The sequence below is a fragment of the Photobacterium angustum genome, from assembly GCF_002954615.1.
GTDB classification, from domain to species: domain Bacteria; phylum Pseudomonadota; class Gammaproteobacteria; order Enterobacterales; family Vibrionaceae; genus Photobacterium; species Photobacterium angustum_A.
Genome location: NZ_MSCJ01000001.1, coordinates 1,439,386 through 1,456,581, shown reverse-complemented (window position 1 = coordinate 1,456,581; position 17,196 = coordinate 1,439,386). Strand labels below are relative to the sequence as shown.

General features: G+C 39.6%; 14 protein-coding genes. 7 read left to right on the top strand and 7 right to left on the bottom strand.

Annotated elements, in window-relative coordinates:
* Positions 1–951: a 1-phosphofructokinase gene (gene pfkB / locus BTO08_RS06330; RefSeq protein ID WP_105060350.1), complete on the top strand. Its 951-nt coding sequence runs from the start codon at positions 1–3 to the stop codon at positions 949–951.
* Positions 952–990: 39 nt separating this feature from the next.
* Positions 991–2,730, top strand: a complete 1,740-nt coding sequence (gene fruA, locus BTO08_RS06325; RefSeq protein ID WP_105060349.1) for a PTS fructose transporter subunit IIBC — start codon at positions 991–993, stop codon at positions 2,728–2,730.
* A gap of 102 nt (positions 2,731–2,832) precedes the next feature.
* Here the strand turns inward: fruA and BTO08_RS06320 are convergent, their stop codons facing one another.
* The gene (locus BTO08_RS06320) at positions 2,833–4,200 is read right to left on the bottom strand and encodes a DEAD/DEAH box helicase (protein WP_105060348.1); all 1,368 of its coding nucleotides are present in this window, start codon (positions 4,198–4,200) and stop codon (positions 2,833–2,835) included.
* Between the two features lie 121 nt (positions 4,201–4,321).
* The gene (locus tag BTO08_RS06315) at positions 4,322–4,603 is read right to left on the bottom strand and encodes a hypothetical protein (RefSeq protein WP_198038452.1); all 282 of its coding nucleotides are present in this window, start codon (positions 4,601–4,603) and stop codon (positions 4,322–4,324) included.
* Positions 4,604–4,945: 342 nt separating this feature from the next.
* Here BTO08_RS06315 and BTO08_RS06310 point away from each other — a divergent pair, with 342 nt between their 5' ends.
* The 3 genes from BTO08_RS06310 (at position 4,946) to def (ending at position 8,564) form a co-directional block, all read left to right on the top strand.
* Positions 4,946–5,836 (top strand): sulfurtransferase, encoded by an 891-nt coding sequence (locus BTO08_RS06310; protein ID WP_242446241.1) that lies wholly within the window; start codon positions 4,946–4,948, stop codon positions 5,834–5,836.
* On the top strand, positions 5,794–7,866 hold the full coding sequence (locus BTO08_RS06305; RefSeq protein ID WP_242446240.1) for a response regulator: 2,073 nt from the start codon (positions 5,794–5,796) through the stop codon (positions 7,864–7,866). The genes BTO08_RS06310 and BTO08_RS06305 overlap by 43 nt, the downstream gene beginning before the upstream one ends.
* Positions 7,867–8,051: 185 nt before the next feature.
* Positions 8,052–8,564 carry a peptide deformylase gene (gene def / locus BTO08_RS06300; protein WP_105060345.1) on the top strand — a complete coding sequence of 171 codons (513 nt, stop codon included), beginning with the start codon at positions 8,052–8,054 and terminating at the stop codon, positions 8,562–8,564.
* Between the two features lie 61 nt (positions 8,565–8,625).
* Here def and BTO08_RS06295 read toward each other — a convergent pair whose 3' ends face one another.
* The 5 genes from BTO08_RS06295 to BTO08_RS06275 form a co-directional block, all read right to left on the bottom strand.
* Complete coding sequence (locus tag BTO08_RS06295; RefSeq protein ID WP_105060344.1) at positions 8,626–9,594, bottom strand: LD-carboxypeptidase; 969 nt, start codon at positions 9,592–9,594, stop codon at positions 8,626–8,628.
* Between the two features lie 119 nt (positions 9,595–9,713).
* Positions 9,714–10,829, bottom strand: coding sequence for an anhydro-N-acetylmuramic acid kinase (locus BTO08_RS06290; RefSeq protein WP_105060343.1), 1,116 nt, complete (start codon positions 10,827–10,829; stop codon positions 9,714–9,716).
* 216 nt (positions 10,830–11,045) lie between these two features.
* Positions 11,046–12,806, bottom strand: a complete 1,761-nt coding sequence (locus BTO08_RS06285; protein ID WP_105060342.1) for an ABC transporter ATP-binding protein/permease — start codon at positions 12,804–12,806, stop codon at positions 11,046–11,048.
* 166 nt (positions 12,807–12,972) lie between these two features.
* Positions 12,973–13,260, bottom strand: coding sequence for a hypothetical protein (locus BTO08_RS06280; protein ID WP_045082896.1), 288 nt, complete (start codon positions 13,258–13,260; stop codon positions 12,973–12,975).
* Between the two features lie 187 nt (positions 13,261–13,447).
* On the bottom strand, positions 13,448–14,359 hold the full coding sequence (locus tag BTO08_RS06275) for a LysR family transcriptional regulator (protein ID WP_105060341.1): 912 nt from the start codon (positions 14,357–14,359) through the stop codon (positions 13,448–13,450).
* A gap of 265 nt (positions 14,360–14,624) precedes the next feature.
* Between BTO08_RS06275 and BTO08_RS06270 the strand changes: the two genes are divergently transcribed.
* Together BTO08_RS06270 and tdh are read left to right on the top strand one after the other, a co-directional pair.
* The gene (locus tag BTO08_RS06270) at positions 14,625–15,818 is read left to right on the top strand and encodes a glycine C-acetyltransferase (protein WP_105060340.1); all 1,194 of its coding nucleotides are present in this window, start codon (positions 14,625–14,627) and stop codon (positions 15,816–15,818) included.
* A gap of 135 nt (positions 15,819–15,953) precedes the next feature.
* Positions 15,954–16,985: an L-threonine 3-dehydrogenase gene (tdh, locus tag BTO08_RS06265; RefSeq protein WP_105060339.1), complete on the top strand. Its 1,032-nt coding sequence runs from the start codon at positions 15,954–15,956 to the stop codon at positions 16,983–16,985.
* Positions 16,986–17,196: the final 211 nt, after the last annotated feature.

Here is a 17,196-nt window from a genome sequence, read left to right as displayed (position 1 = left end):
ATGAGCGAAACAGTAATTAAACCGTCACTTAAAGTTGTCGCCGTGACGTTAAATCCTGCGTTGGATCTAACAGGGCACTTATCATCTCTTACTGCTGGTACAGTAAATGTGGTGGATTCAGGTTCACTTCACCCAGCAGGCAAAGGCGTTAATGTTGCAAAAGTGCTCGCTGAATTAGGTGCAGAAGTAACGGTAACGGGATTGTTAGGGCGTGAAAATCAAGACGGTTTTTGTCAGTTATTTAAACAGATCGGTGTCACTGATAAATTTGTCAGGGTCGCAGGCGCAACACGTATCAACGTTAAATTGGTAGAGCAAGATGGTCGCGTCAGCGACATAAACTTCCCCGGTGTTGAAGTAAATGCTACTGACATTGCGAAATTTGAAGCGACATTATTTGAACTTGCGAATAGCCATGACGTTTTTGTTATCGCAGGTAGTTTACCCCGTGGAATTTCAACCCAGCAATGCGCGAAATGGATCGAGCAGCTTCAACAGCAAGGTAAGCAAGTGTTGTTTGATAGCAGTAAAGCGGCTTTTGCTGAAGGGTTAGACGCAAAACCATGGCTGGTTAAACCAAATGATGAAGAATTAGCTGACTGGGCAAAATGCGAATTACACAGCGATGAAGAAATCATTGAAGTGGCAGAGCAACTTGCTACTAAAGGCATTGAAAATGTGGTGGTGTCACTGGGTGCGAAAGGAGTGATGTGGCGCAATTCTGAAGGCTGGTTACGTGCCGAGCCGCCAAAAATGACGGTAGTTAGTACTGTTGGTGCGGGTGATACCTTAGTTGCTGGTATGTGTTGGGGGCACCTACAGCATTGGACAAAATCAGAGACATTACGTTTTGCAACGGCGCTATCGGCGTATGCAGTAACACAAGTGGGTGTTGGTGTTGATGATATTAGCGCAGTCAAAGCAATCGAAGATAACGTTCAACTTTCATAACTCATAAAAATATAACGTGAAAAGTGTAGGGGTCGAATAATGAATATTAGTATTGTTACCGCATGTCCAAGCGGTATCGCAACAAGTTTAATTGCTGCAGGTTTACTTGAAAAAGCTGCCGCCGAATTAAAATGGCAAGCCAATATTGAGCGCCATTCCTCGTTAAAAGCAACCAATTTGCTAACACAACTACAGATCGAACAAGCTGACTGTATTGTGATTGCCGCCAATGAAAATCTCGCTATTGATGAGCAACGTTTTGTTGGTAAGCGAGTCTTTCGTGCTGATGTTACCGCTTGCATGGAAAACCCAACCGCGTGGTTACAAAAAGCGGTTGAACAGGCATCAGAGCTGACTGTTGAAAGTGTGGCATCTCAAGCTATATCGACCAAGAAAAAGATTGTAGCAATCACCGCGTGTCCAACAGGTGTTGCGCATACGTTTATGGCAGCAGAAGCGCTAGAGACGGAAGCCAAACGTCAAGGTTATGAAATTAAAGTTGAAACACGTGGTTCAGTAGGCGCTAAAAACCAGTTAACAGCCGAGGAAATTGAAGCTGCTGATCTAGTAATTATTGCCGCCGACATTGATGTCGACTTATCTCGTTTTAATGGCAAAGCGCTGTATAAAACCAGTACTGGATTGGCACTAAAGAAAACAGCTCAAGAAATAGAGAAATCGTTTGAACAAGCAACGCCTTATACACATACCGTTAAAGAAAATAGTGAGAAGAAAGAAGAAAAAGCAGGCGTTTATAAACACTTAATGACAGGTGTATCTTACATGCTGCCATTAGTTGTTGCGGGTGGTTTGTCTATTGCACTGTCGTTTGTTTTTGGTATCGAGGCATTTAAAGAGCAGGGCACATTAGCGGCGGCCTTAATGAAAATTGGTGGTGAATCTGCCTTTGCATTGATGGTTCCTGTATTAGCTGGCTTTATCGCTTTCTCCATTGCAGACCGCCCGGGTCTAGCACCTGGCTTAATTGGCGGTATGTTAGCAAGTGCGACAGGTGCGGGATTCTTAGGTGGTATTGTTGCAGGTTTCCTCGCAGGTTACAGTGCAAAATTCTTAGCTGAAAAAGTGAAACTGCCACAATCAATGGATGCATTAAAACCTATTTTAATCATTCCGCTGGTGGCGAGTTTAATTACCGGTCTTGTAATGATCTACATTGTTGGTGGTCCAGTATCGGCAGCAATGGAAGGGTTAACCCACTTCCTAAATACGATGGGTTCTGCAAATGCTGTGCTTTTAGGTGTGATTCTAGGTTGTATGATGTGCTTTGACCTTGGTGGTCCAGTGAATAAAGCAGCTTACACCTTTGGTGTGGGTTTATTAGCGTCACATACTTATGCGCCAATGGCTGCGGTTATGGCTGCAGGTATGGTGCCAGCAATGGGCATGGGCTTAGCGACGTTCCTTGCAAAACGTAAATTTGCGGCAAGTGAAAATGAAGCAGGTAAAGCCTCTTTCGTATTAGGTTTATGTTTCATCTCTGAAGGTGCGATTCCATTTGCAGCGCGTGATCCTATGCGTGTTATTCCATGCTGTATGCTAGGTGGCGCATTAACAGGTGCATTATCGATGTTGTTTGGTGCAAAACTAATGGCTCCACACGGCGGTCTGTTTGTACTGTTGATCCCTAACGCCATCACACCGCCACTACTTTACCTTGTTGCAATTATTGCAGGTACATTAGTAACGGGTATTTCTTACGCTATATTAAAGCGTCCAGAGCAAAATTCGGCAACAACATTAGATACAGCAAAAGCGTAATATAACGACAGATATAAAAATGGCGGGATGTATTGAATACACTTTATTAGAAAGTATATTCAGTCCATCTCGCCATTTTTTGTTTAAAGTTTAACGCTGTGTTTACTGAGCCGGTTTCGCTTTATTGCGTGGGTTACGTGGAATGCCCGTATCACGATCAGTAATTGGTTTACGACGTTTAGGCTTAGTTGATTTTGTATTTTCACCACGTGGCGCATTGTTTTTCGAGCGTGTATCTCGACGAGGTTTACGCTCAGAATTTTCGCTATCACTGTCACGAGGTGTCATTGGTTTTTTAAACTTAGGCTTGTAGTTTAAAACCGAAACGGGTACGTCTTTTTTCGGTACAAAACCTTCGATTTCTTTACGTGTGATCAAATGGCCAAGTAGGCTTTCAATCATGCATAGATTTTTAAAGTTATCGCGTGAAACAAATGAAATCGCTTCACCCGATGCTCCTGCACGACCTGTACGACCAATACGGTGCACATATTCTTCTGGTGGGAACGGTAGATCGTAGTTAACAACACGAGTCAGTTGCTCAATATCGATACCACGCGAAGCGACGCCAGTGGCAATAAGATATTGCAATTTACCGTTTTTAAAATCTTCCAGTAATTGAGAACGTACGGCTTGGCTACGACCACTGTGGAAAGATTCAGCGGAAATGCCACGCTTTTCTAATTGGGTAACCAGTTTTGCTGCACCATGTTTAGTTTCGATAAAGATTAATGCTTGATCCCATTTTTGTTCTTGGATCAAATGGCTCAGCAAAGCCGATTTCATGTCTTTATCAACAGTAACAAGCCATTGATCGATTTTTGGATCAGCAGAAGCATCTTTTGCTACTGAGATTTCAATGGGATTGCGCACCGCTGTTTTTGCAAGAAAGCGTACTTGATCAGAAAGCGTTGCAGAGAACAGCATGTTTTGACGATCAACAGGTAAACGCTCAACAATCTTATTAATGTCTTCAATAAAGCCCATATCTAACATACGGTCAGCTTCATCAAGTACAAGAATTTCAATGGCATCAAAGTGGATTGCACGCTTAGTGTACATATCTAATAGACGACCAGGGGTAGCGACAAGAATATCGACACCTTCAATTAAGCGACGTTTCTGCGGTTCGTAATCAACACCACCGTACATTGCCATTGACGTTAAATTTAAGTGCTTACTGTATTGCTTAATATTGTCTTCTACTTGAACGGCTAATTCACGAGTAGGTGCAAGAATGAGAGCACGTATACGTTTTGCGCGAACTTTGGTGCCATCATCTAGCATTTGTAGAATAGGCAGTACAAAACTGGCAGTTTTACCCGTACCTGTTTGTGCTGCTGCCATCAAGTTTTTACCGGTTAGAGCAACAGGAATGGCTTTTTCTTGAATAGGAGTAGGAGAGGTGTAACCCATTTCGGTTACGGCTTTAACGATAGAATCGTTTAATCCAAGCTTAGAGAATGGCATGTAGAATCTCAAAATAAATCATTAAATAGCTAATGCGGCGCACTAACTAACGCAAATACGTGCAGATTATACCACGCTTAACAATCGGCTGTATGTAGTCGGGCAGAGAAGACAAAAACAACTAGTTACTAATGATGTTGTTTCTCACTAATGCGCGGCGGACATTATTACAAAGTTTGCCAAATCGACGGATCTCGTCAAATTGCGGTGTTTCACCTCGTGAAATAGCGGATTCCCAATAGGTTAAATCAGTATCAACGAGCTCTAACAGTTTTTTAGGGCAACCGACGCATTTGTTATCAGGACCACAGACAAAAGTACTTTCGTCATAAAGAGGAAATTGTTGTTTCACTTGGCTGATAATACTCAACATCGCCGTTTTACGGTCGGGCTTCTTATTCATCATAAAGACTTTTGATAAAACAGCATTCTAAAACAGCATAAAACAAATATCTATTGGTAATCATCCTATACTAATGAAAGGTAATGAAATGAAGATATGGATAAATATCGTATTGATATAAAACATTATTTTTATGCAATGGCAATGTCTAAAAAAACAGTCATAAAGCGCTAATTTGCTTTGCAAAATGCATTTTGGGAATAGCAGTTTTAATTAACAAGGTTTAACTACCTGATAAATCAATAATTTGTCTATTTAATAAACTGGCTGGTTAATTGCTGTGTTTTTAGGTAAGTCACTTGATTGTGTGTTGATAAAATTCAGTATTGCAGGGTGATAAGGATGGGAAGAATGATTCAATGGCGAGATCTATCGAAGTTCGTAGCGTATTTTATGTTTGTAACTTGGGCATTATTGAGTAGTAATGCCTTTGCACAGCAAGATATGGTAGCAGAGCCAGATTGGTTAAAAGCGCAGATTGCAGATAAACATCCTGTTGTGATTTTCGATACTCGTTCAAAAGAAGATTATGATAAAGGGCATATACCTACCGCAATCAGTTTTCCTGTTGATGATACTTATGCTATTAAAGACGGCGTTTATTACGTTAAAAATAAGGTCACAATTGCCCCTCTTTTACGTGAGAAAGGGGTAACAAAAGACGCTACGATAGTTGTTTATGATCAAGGCGAGCTTATGCATGCCTCACGCTTATTTTGGGTATTAGAGTTATATGGCGTGAAAAATGTCGCAATACTTAATGGCGGACTCAATGCATGGCAACAACATAATCCGTTGTCTCAAACAGTAAATACATTACCTAAATCTGATTTTGTTCCTGTCTTGAAATCAAATATTTATGCGAGTACGACTGTAGCAAAAGTCGCTGTCCATAACCCTAATTATGAGATTTATGATAGCCGCACGTATGATGAATATTTAGGGAAAAAATCTGTGACTGATAAATACGGTCGGATACCTAAAGCTAAATATATCGAGCTGAGTGAGTTTTTTACAACTAATTCAGATGGTCAAAAAACCTTAAAAACTAAATCAGAATTGTCTGACATACTAAGTAATTTAGATCATAACAAGAAAACAATCACATACTGTAATAAAGGCACTGCTTCAACATTATCTTATTTCTTATTAAAACAAGCTGGATTTAATGTCGCTCATTATGATGGTTCGTGGTTAGATTGGTCAGAAAAAGGACTACCCATAGAGAAGTAATATTATCTAGAGGGTTAATGATGAAAAATAAATTGGACGATAATTGTCTTAAAAATGGAAAGAATGAGCGATTAAACGCCAAGATATCACATGATATTGATGTGCATCATTTATACCATAAAACGAGCTTATTCAGCAAAATAGCGCTGGTAATGAGCAGTGTTCTACTGTGTGTTATGTTAACAGCGCTATATATTAGTTATTACAATAATACCCAGCGGGTCGTCAAAGACATCAAAGTAATGATGAATACCTTTTCACCATTAATTATTGATGCTGCTATTTATAAAGATACAGAAACGTCGATAGAATTAAATCGCTCATTGGAAACCCATAAAAAAATACTCTCTTTATCACTGTATGACTTGGATGGAAATTTAATTCATTTTTATGAGAAAAATGATGGCAACAGTTACACACCATTAGCACAAGCACCGGGTTTATCTATTTATGAGGGAAACTATACACTTACTTATCCGGTATCTTTTAATGGCGATAATATTTTTAATTACGTTATATATTACAGTTCGGCTGACATTATTCGGACGATACTAATACAGCTTTTTGTTTTTATTCTCCCATTCTTGTTTTTTATTATCTTCATTTTAGTTTACATGTACCGCAAAGTGACAAGACCACTAACGTTTTTGATTGGTCAACTTCCCAAAATTGGTTCGGGTGGTGTGAATATTACAGAAGTTGAAGATGCCGAAGGGGAAGTATCCTTATTAGCCAGCGAGCTAAAAAAAGCTGATGAGTGTATTTATAATACGGAAAGTAAGCTACAAGGTTTAAATAGAAAATTACGAGAGCAGGCCAACGATTTAAGCGAAGCGATAAAAATAAAAGCTGAATTTATGGCGAATATGAGCCATGAAATTAGAACGCCAATGAATGGAGTACTTGGCTTTGTACAATGTTTAGAAGAACGAAATTTAGATCAAGAATCACAACGCCAAATTGGTTATATCAAAGAATCAGCTTATTCATTGTTAGTTATTATCAATGAAATATTGGATTATTCTAAATTAGAGTCGGGTAATGTGGAATTACACATGACGCCATTTAATTTAAAGCCGTTTGTACATAGTTGTGCGACACCGTTTATCCATCAAGCCAAGATAAAAAAAATACAGTTATCAACAGAAATAGGTGAGGGGCTGGCGGATAGCTACACCGCAGATGAAGGGCGGTTAAGACAAATTCTGATTAATCTTATTGGTAATGCGGTTAAATTTACCCATACAGGCTCTGTGAAATTAGTGGTTGAAAAGCGAGATCCGCCTGAGCAGCAGTGCGAAGAATTAAAAAAATATAACGATAAACATATTCAATGGCTGCGTTTTAAAGTGAAAGATACGGGGATTGGCATTGCTGAAGAAAAACTCGCTTTTATCTTTGATTCTTATACACAAGCTGATGGATCTATTTCTCGTCAATTTGGTGGAACAGGGCTTGGTTTATCCATATCTAACAGCTTGTGTCGATTAATGTCAGCAAAATTACAGGTCGAAAGCATTATTGGTAATGGCACAGAGTTTTGGTTTGATATACCACTAAAACAGTCGGATATTCAGAGAAAAGAAAATGGCGAAGATCATGCATTAATTACCAACCTTAGCATGTATGAAGATCGTAAGATTTTAGTGGTTGAAGACAGTATGGTTAACCAACAATTAATTAAGGCATTTTTAACAGCATTTGGTTTAAAAAATATCACCATTGTTAATGATGGAGTACAGGCGGTTGAGTATATGATAGAAAATACCGCCGATGTGATATTAATGGATTGCCAAATGCCCAATATGGGTGGGTTAGAGGCAACTGAATTAATTAGAGAGATGCCATCAATGTCACGACCTATCATCATAGCCTTAACAGCAAACGTTATGGAGGAAGAGAAGAAACGTTGTTTAAGTGTCGGTATGGATGATTATGTCTCTAAACCGATTGAAAAAATAATGCTTTATAAAAGCTTACAACGTGCTTTTGATAATGAACATGGTGAATATTGGGCTGCCAATATTTAAAAATATCCTACCTATAAATTCTGCCTATCAGTCTAATTGAAAAAAACGATTGTTTTTTACACGCTATTTTCTGTAATTTATTAATCATAAAGTAACGATATGAATTATCACTTTGAGAGTTAGCGCCTATCTGATAAGTTACGACCCAGCAAGGTATTTAACACCATTAAGTAAGTAGAGAGAAAATGGCAGTTTTAGAAATTTTAACCGAACCAAATCCAAAGCTACGCGTTCAAGCAGAAGATGTTGCAGACGTAAAAGCTGAGCACATTCAAACGCTAATTGATGACATGCTTCACACCATGTACGAAACGGGTAATGGTATTGGTTTAGCGGCACCTCAAGTTGGCCGTAAAGAATCTATCATTGTTATCGACTTATCTGAAGAGCGCAACGAGCCACAGGTATTCGTAAACCCTAAGATTGTTCGTGGTGAAAATCCTGTTGTTGGTCAAGAAGGTTGTCTATCTGTTCCTGATTACTACGCAGATGTAGAGCGTTTTGAAAAAATCGAATTAACAGCGCTTGATCGTGATGGTAATGATATTCACCTTGAGCGTGATGATTTCCTTGCTATTGCATTACAGCATGAAATTGATCACCTGAAAGGTATTCTTTTCATTGATTATCTATCACCTCTTAAGCGCCAAATGGCAATGAAGAAAGTGAAGAAATTCTTGAAGGCACAAGCGAAGTAATTCATTCTCGCTTAGAAAAAAACGGTGAAAGGTTGATAGCCTCTCACCGTTTTTTTATGTCTTAATTTTGCGTCAAATTACAGTAATCAGATGGCATACCATGCTCGTTAATCTCGTGACGTTGTAACGAAACTTGACGACCAAAAATAACCGGTTGGTTATATTTACCGTGACCGATAAAAGGGAAGTAATACACGGGTTTGCCAAGTTTTTTAGCAAATTGTTCAAGCACATGTTTATACATTAGACGGTCTTGATCGTTAGGATCCATGTTGTAGTACTGTCCAAACACAATCGCATTAACGTCAAAGTCTTTTAAGAACAGTAATTGCTGAAGATAGCGATCAAGCTGGCGGTAAGTGACGCCAATATCTTCCAACAATAAGACTTTATTTGAAAAATCAGGTTGGTAATTTGTGCCAAAGGTGGCTGAAACTAATGTGTGATTGCCACCGATAAGCTGACCCGATACAGATGCGCTCTTAGCTAAGTCATTGAGAGGCAATACGTTGTTGTAGCTCACACCGTCATTTATTAAGGTTTTTAAATCAGGAATAGGTTGCTCATTACCGCCGTTGGTCGCTTGATTGGTTGAAGCGTTCACAGCATGTACCGATTGCCAGCCTAATTCGTTATTAATAAAACTATGGATAGCCGTAACATCGCTAAAACCAACAATCATTTTTGGTTTTATTTCCAGCAACTGTGTTTTGTAAGCGTGTAAAAAGGGCAAGAGGTTTAATGCACCACCACCACCACGGAAGAACCATAGAACATCAATCGTTGGATCCAGTAAGGCGGCGATAAGGTTATTTGCTCGTTCTTGATCTGTATTCACATAACCGATGTCAGAAATTACTTGGTTTAAATATTTGGTGGTAACCATGTAGCCCTGGGCAATAAAAGTATCAACCACGTTATTGACGCTTTGTTCATCATATTGAGTTGAACATGAAATTAGAGCGATTTGGTTCAAATCTTTTGCGCAAATATGATCGGAATCTAACGCATTATTGTTCATTGTATTCATATTAGATCTGTCTTCAATTGAGCGTGTGCCATGTTAAAAACCACTGAAAAAAGTGGCTTTTAATGATGGCAATGAGTATAACAGATTGTTTCTTCGTTATTTTAGGTCAGCGTCATAAATCACTGTGCAGGGTAAATCGCACCTAATGTGGTTAATTGCGATGCGCCAGTCACTTCGGGTAAATTACCGGATAAACCATGGAGTGTGCGATAGCCAAGCCATGCAAATGCCATTGCTTCCATATTATCGCTATCGACACCACGCTCATTGGTGGTCGTCACTGTCCAATCAGTTAGCAGCTGTGTTAAACGACGCATTATTAATGGGTTATGGGCTCCGCCACCACACACTAATAACTCATTAGGCATGTTATTGGGCGTATCTTGCGCTGTTTGTCTTACATCGTTGGCAATGGTTACTGCAGTGTATTCTGCGAGGGTGGCTTGTACATCTTCAGGCTTAATGGTTAAACCTGATAAATGTTGCTCTAACCAAGGCAAGTTAAACAATTCTCGTCCGGTACTTTTCGGTGCAGATAATGATAGGTAAGGTTCGCTGAGTAGGTTAGCTAATAGCTCTACATTCACTGTGCCTGATAATGCCCATTGTGCATTTTTATCATAGCTTTGTTGAAGATGCAGATTGATCCATGCATCCATTAACATGTTGCCTACACCGGTATCAAAACCTATCACAGGTTTATTCGGTGTCAGAACGGTTATATTGGAAATACCGCCAATATTTAAAATGACACGATTAATGTTTTTATCGCTAAATAGCTGCTGGTGGAATGCAGGCACTAATGGCGCGCCTTGACCGCCAAATGCCATGTCTTTACGGCGAAAATCAGCAACGGTGGTAATCCCTGTTTTAGCAGCGATGATATTGGCGTCACCTAATTGCATGGTAAAAGGATAGGGTGAATCTGGAGCATGGAAAACGGTTTGACCGTGACTAGCGACAGCTTTAATCGCACTTGCAGGTGTCTGTGTTTTTTCTAGTAAGGCATTAACGGCATCGGCAAAAAGCTGACCCAAGCGATGATCAAGCTCGCCAATTTGTTGAAGGTTTGTGCTTTGACCGATACAAACATCCAATAGGGCTTGTTTTAAATCACTTGGCATAGGGTAGTCATGATTACCTAATAGCTTAATATTGTGATCATTCATTTCAACCAGAACGGCATCTACGCCATCCATGCTAGTGCCAGACATTAGGCCAATATATTTTTCCATCACAAATTCCATACACATTACAAAGCTATAGCTATACTTTAGAGCTTACTGTTTCATAATCAAATAGATTTTAACGAAGTGATTGGCTTATATTTTAAAAGTGAAGCCAATGCACAGATGAATAACTAAAAGTGTCTTAAATTGATGTAAAAAACAGCCGACGGAGTGTCGGCTATTTAAGTTATTACGAGTGAATATTGACTAATCGAGATAGTCTTATTCTAAATGCTTGAACTGAAGATGAACTAAGCGCTGGTAGAGTTCGCAGCTTTTAAGTAATGATTCATGATCGCCTTCATCAATAAGTTCTCCACCCTCTAATACAGCGATTTTATCTGCGTGCTGTATCGTTGATAGTCGGTGAGCAATGATTAATGTAGTGCGATCTTTCATTAGTTCTTCAAGTGCTTGCTGTACATAGTGTTCGCTCTCACTATCTAGCGCACTGGTTGCTTCATCAAGTAAAAGAATTTTAGGGTTTTTAAGGATAGCTCGCGCAATCGCAATTCTTTGTTTCTGACCACCAGATAAACGCACGCCTCGCTCGCCTAAGAAGCTATGATAACCATTAGGTAGTTTTTCAATAAACTCATGGGCATGGGCTTTTTTTGCCGCTTCAATCACTTCTTCATCTGTTGCATCTGGGGTGCCGTAACGAATGTTATGGAATACATCATTACTGAATAATGCAGGTTGCTGAGGAACGAGTGCCATGTGTTGACGAAGTTCATTTGGCGCAAATTGGCGAATATCTTTATTACCAACTAAAACTTGACCTTGTTGTGGATCGTAAAAGCGTTGAAGTAATTCAAAAAGCGTTGTTTTACCGGCACCTGAAGGTCCTACAAGAGCTAAAACTTTACCTTGTTCAGCAACTAAGTTTAATTGATTGATAGCAGGATGATTTAAGCGAGAAGGGTAGTAAAAGTTCACATTGTTAAAGCGAATGTCTGATGGGTGAGAACAGTCAATTGATTCGTGATCATGTGGCGTACAAATATCACTTTTTACTTGAAGGATCTCTATGAGTCTTTCCGTCGCGCCAGCGGCTCTTTGTAACTCACCAAGCACTTCTGAAATATTTGCCATTGAAGATGCAACCATGATGGCATAAAAAACGAAAGCCCCTAAATCACCAGCTGACATTTCACCATTTATCACATCACTGCCACCGACATACAGCATACCTGCAATTGCACTAAAAACGATGGCAATGACACCGGCTATTAAAATAGCGCGTTGTTTTACTCGTTGTCGCCCCACGTCATAGGCTTTTTCCACTTCATCTGCAAAAGCTTGCTTTTCATACTGCTCAGCACTAAAACTTTGTACTGTTTTAATATGCTCGATGGCTTCTCCCGCATAACTGCCAATATCTGCCATCGTATCTTGGCTTTTTCTTGATAATGCGCGTACACGTCGTCCGAAAAATAAGATAGGTATTAATACAAAGGGAACAGAAATAAGGACAATAAATGTCAGTTTAAAGTTGGTCGCAAACAACATGATTATGGCGCCGAAACATAATAATGCACTGCGCATAGCCATTGAAAATGAGGACCCAATAATACTTTGCAATAAAGTAGTATCAGTCGTTAGTCGCGACATAATATCGCCACTACTGTTGGTTTCAAAGTAACTAGGGTGTAGTGAGATCACATGGTTAAATACGGCAAGACGGATATCAGCACTCACTCTCTCACCAACGGAAGAGACGAGATAAAAACGGAAATATGTGCCAATTGCGATACAGATAGTCAAGCCAATAATAAATTGAATGGCATGGCGAAGGTCGGTTAATGACTGTTGGGCAAAACCCTGATCAATCAAAATCCGAACCCCGTAACCAATTGAAAGTGTAAGACTTGCTGTAGTGAGAAGTGCAGCTAAAGCAGCAACTACACGCCACTTATACGGTGTAATGTAGGTGTTAAGCTTTAAAAGGATACTGAGCCTTTTGTTGTTATTCTTACTCATTGTGTGGGAAAGAAACCTCGTTATAAATTGCTTAATACGTACTTTTCTAATTGAAAGATCGTAATCACTTCATATCAGTAATTGAATCATGCTTTACATCTAACAAAAAAGCCACTGGGTTAGTGGCTCTTTATAATTCATTAGAAAAGGTAATATGAATTTATTATTAATGTAATCTAGTCGTATTGCCTTTTAAACTCTGTACGCCTTGATTCGAAACTACAGACTGCATTTTATTAGCAAAATTCATTAGTTCTAGGCTAACTGGAGAGCGTGCAATAAGCTCTTCTTGATCATTCGTGATTTCAATCGCGTGGCCTGTGGTGCCATCTTCATATGTACCAGATACAAAATGAATCGAAGTATTAATCAAAATTGAGTGTCCATACTCTTTTTCAACTAAATTCATCCAGTACATCAACTCATCGTGGTTTTCGATAATTTTAGCATTCATATGCTCTATCCTTGATGTATTAGTGCATTTTTTAACGTCTAATTGTATAAAAATGCTTTTATTTATAATTACTTAGTGTTAATAGAGTATCAACCATCACAAAGAAATAATCGATGAATTGTTATTAAAATAATGATTCTAGCGCTAAAAAGGAGATATTGAGCAAATTACTAAACTTTAATTTTCATTAAAGAGTCAAATGAGCCGTAAAATAGTCAATGACTGCACGAATTCTTGCTGGCATAAACTTACTTTGCGCGTATTGTAGTGCAATGTCTCCGTGATAATTACCTCGAATAGTCCAATCCGGTAAAACCTGAATCACCTTACCAGCAATAAGATCGTGTTTGATCACGAAGTCAGGAAAGATACCAATGCCCAAATCATCTTTTACACCTTTTAATCGCATCTGAGAGTGATTGACGGCATATCGACCAGAAACAGCAACGGTTATTTGTTCCCCGTTCTTATCAAAATCCCATATGTGATCGATATTAGTCTCAGCGAGATATAAACAGTCGTGGTGTTTTAAATCGCGGGGGTGTATTGGCATACCACGCTGGGCAATATAATTAGGGCTGGCACACAAAGTCAGATTTACTTTGCCAATTTTTTTTAACACTAAGCCTTCAGAAGGTCTTTCTGTTAAACGAAATACCACATCAATACCTTCAGCGATAATATCAATATCACCATCACAGGCTTTTAGTTTTAAATTTACTTCAGGATATTGTGTTAAGAAAGGTTTAACTAAAGGTTGAAGAAGAATGTTCATAAAGGCTTTTGGGGCTGCAATTGTGACAGTCCCTGAGGGCACAGTATGCTCAGAGCTTGATATTTCAATCGCTTGTTTAGCCGCATCAATCATCTGGGTACATTGCTTATAAATACGATTACCCGACTCACTGATCATCAATTTACGTGTTGTACGTTCTAATAGCTTTACTGATAAGGCTTTTTCTAACCGTGCGATTTGCTTGCTGAGTGCGGATGGCGTAACACCTAACTTGCGTGAAGCCGCAGTATAACTGCCTTCATCTACAATAACGATGAAGGTAGCTAAATCTGGCATTAGTGCGATGAGCTTATGTGTATCCATTTATTTGTGCCTACAGTTCATTAATCATTTTCCATCGCAGGGGATAATAGTTGTTTTTAGCATGATTTAGAATGGCAATATTATCTTGTAGTTATCTGTATTGGATTAATTGTGATTTAGGAATACAAATAGCTTAAAACAAGGCATAGCTACGATTTTTATTCGGACAGGGTCGCTATGATAGTTGTTTATATCATGTGACGAGAATGTTGTTAGCTAATTTTTGCTAACTAACATAAACCATAATAATACTGTGAGGGACATCATGACTTCTGCATTCTATACCCAAATCCAAAAACAAATTGAAGATGTAAAAAGTGAAGGGTTATACAAATCTGAGCGTGTGATCACATCACCACAAAAAGCAGCGGTATATATCCAATCGGGTCAAGAAGTCTTAAATTTCTGTGCCAACAATTACCTTGGCTTAGCCAACCACCCTGAGTTGATAAAAGCGGCTAAAGAGGGGATGGATGAGCACGGTTTTGGTATGGCGTCTGTACGTTTTATTTGTGGTACGCAAGATGCGCATAAAGAGTTAGAGCGTAAATTGTCTGATTTCCTTGGTATGGAAGATACGATTCTTTATACCTCATGCTTTGATGCAAATACGGGTTTATTTGAAACGATTTTAGGTGCAGAAGATGCGATTATTTCTGATGCTTTAAACCACGCGTCAATCATTGACGGTGTACGTTTATGTAAAGCGATGCGTTTCCGTTATGCCAACAATGATATGGCAGAATTAGAGCAACAATTAATTGCAGCAAAAGAAGCTGGTGCGCGTAATACATTAATCGTAACTGATGGCGTGTTCTCAATGGACGGTGTCGTAGCGAACCTACCTGCGATTTGTGATTTAGCGGATAAATACGGCGCACTTGTGATGGTTGATGACTCTCACGCGGTTGGCTTTATGGGCGCAAATGGTCGTGGTACGCATGAATACCATAATGTTATGGATCGTATCGACATTATTACCGGTACATTAGGTAAAGCGATGGGTGGTGCATCAGGCGGTTATACAGCAGGTAAGAAAGAGGTGATTGACTGGTTACGTCAACGTTCACGTCCATACCTGTTCTCTAACTCAGTCGCGCCAGCAATTGTTTCTGCTTCAAATCGCGTTATTGATTTATTAGCGGAAAGCGGCGAACTTCGCGATCGTTTATGGAGTAACTCGACGCATTTCCGTACTCGCATGACAGAAGCTGGCTTTACGATGGCTGGGGCTGATCACGCGATCATTCCTATCATGTTAGGTGATGCAAAAATTGCGGCAGAGTTTGCCGAGCGCGCCCTAGAAAAAGGCATTTACGTGGTTGGTTTCTCATTCCCTGTTGTACCAAAAGGCAAAGCACGTATTCGTACACAAATGTCAGCAGCACATACACCAGAGCAATTGGATAAAGCGATTGATGCCTTTATCGAAGTAGGTAAAGAGATGGGCATTATCTAATTAAAGCATCACGTTATTAAATGTGACGAAAATATATAGCTACTACTGCATGGTAAGGCAAAGGTTTAATAACATGCAGTAGTAGATGGACGCTGAAAAGCATGTTGTATCCTAAAGAAATAAGCGAATAATATAATGAAAATCAAAGCTCTTTCTAAATTAAAGCCTGAAGAAGGCATCTGGATGACTGAAGTAGATAAGCCTGAGGTTGGTCATAACGATCTGCTTATCCGCATCAAGAAAACAGCAATTTGTGGTACTGACGTTCATATCTACAATTGGGATGAGTGGTCACAAAAAACGATCCCTGTACCTATGGTTGTTGGTCATGAATATGTCGGTGAAGTGGTTGGGATGGGTCAGGAAGTACGTGGCTTTGATATTGGCGATCGTGTTTCGGGTGAAGGCCATATCACGTGTGGTCACTGCCGAAACTGTCGTGGTGGCCGTACCCACTTATGCCGTAACACCATTGGTGTGGGTGTAAACCGTGAAGGTGCATTTGCGGAATACTTAGTGATCCCTGCATTTAACGCATTCAAAATTCCTGATGATATTTCAGATGATGTTGCGTCTATTTTCGACCCGTTCGGTAATGCTGTTCACACAGCACTGTCGTTCGACTTAGTGGGTGAAGATGTGCTGATCACAGGTGCAGGCCCAATCGGTATTATGGCTGCGGCTGTAGCAAAACATGTGGGTGCGCGTCACGTAGTGATCACGGATGTGAACGAATACCGTTTAGATCTTGCTCGTGAAATGGGCGTAACCCGTGCGGTTAACGTAGCTAAAGAAAGCTTGACCGATGTGATGGCAGAGCTTGGCATGAAAGAAGGCTTTGACGTGGGCATGGAAATGTCGGGTAACCCTGCGGCATTTAACAGCATGTTATCAAGCATGAACCACGGCGGTAAAATTGCACTGCTAGGTATTCCACCATCAGACATGGCAATTGATTGGAACCAAGTGATCTTCAAAGGTTTGATCATCAAAGGTATCTATGGCCGTGAAATGTTTGAAACATGGTACAAGATGGCAACCTTGATCCAATCAGGTTTAGATCTATCACCAATCATTACTCACCATTACAAGATTGATGATTTCCAACAGGGCTTTGATGTCATGCGCTCTGGTCAGTCAGGTAAGGTTATTCTTGATTGGGAATAACAATTAACGTTATTTTTTAATCTGCATAATAAAAACTGCACCGTCAGCGATATCTCATTAATAGGTTGAATTGACGGTGCTATTTAAATTGAACATCACAGACATATTTTTGACTGTTTATAGCTTAAACTATTCGCCATACTGTCCTCCGTTTTAAAAATATCATTCCATTACAAATTAAATTGTTTATAACTTCTTGCTCGTAGCCTTT

Coding starts and splice junctions, on each gene's coding strand:
- BTO08_RS06270 (WP_105060340.1), top strand. CDS start 14,625: ATGACTTCTGCATTCTATACCCAAATCCAAAAACAAATTGAAGATGTA.
- pfkB (WP_105060350.1), top strand. CDS start 1: ATGAGCGAAACAGTAATTAAACCGTCACTTAAAGTTGTCGCCGTGACG.
- def (WP_105060345.1), top strand. CDS start 8,052: ATGGCAGTTTTAGAAATTTTAACCGAACCAAATCCAAAGCTACGCGTT.
- BTO08_RS06275 (WP_105060341.1), bottom strand. CDS start 14,359: ATGGATACACATAAGCTCATCGCACTAATGCCAGATTTAGCTACCTTC.
- BTO08_RS06285 (WP_105060342.1), bottom strand. CDS start 12,806: ATGAGTAAGAATAACAACAAAAGGCTCAGTATCCTTTTAAAGCTTAAC.
- BTO08_RS06310 (WP_242446241.1), top strand. CDS start 4,946: ATGGGAAGAATGATTCAATGGCGAGATCTATCGAAGTTCGTAGCGTAT.
- tdh (WP_105060339.1), top strand. CDS start 15,954: ATGAAAATCAAAGCTCTTTCTAAATTAAAGCCTGAAGAAGGCATCTGG.
- BTO08_RS06280 (WP_045082896.1), bottom strand. CDS start 13,260: ATGAATGCTAAAATTATCGAAAACCACGATGAGTTGATGTACTGGATG.
- BTO08_RS06315 (WP_198038452.1), bottom strand. CDS start 4,603: ATGAATAAGAAGCCCGACCGTAAAACGGCGATGTTGAGTATTATCAGC.
- fruA (WP_105060349.1), top strand. CDS start 991: ATGAATATTAGTATTGTTACCGCATGTCCAAGCGGTATCGCAACAAGT.
- BTO08_RS06290 (WP_105060343.1), bottom strand. CDS start 10,829: ATGGAAAAATATATTGGCCTAATGTCTGGCACTAGCATGGATGGCGTA.
- BTO08_RS06295 (WP_105060344.1), bottom strand. CDS start 9,594: ATGAATACAATGAACAATAATGCGTTAGATTCCGATCATATTTGCGCA.
- BTO08_RS06320 (WP_105060348.1), bottom strand. CDS start 4,200: ATGCCATTCTCTAAGCTTGGATTAAACGATTCTATCGTTAAAGCCGTA.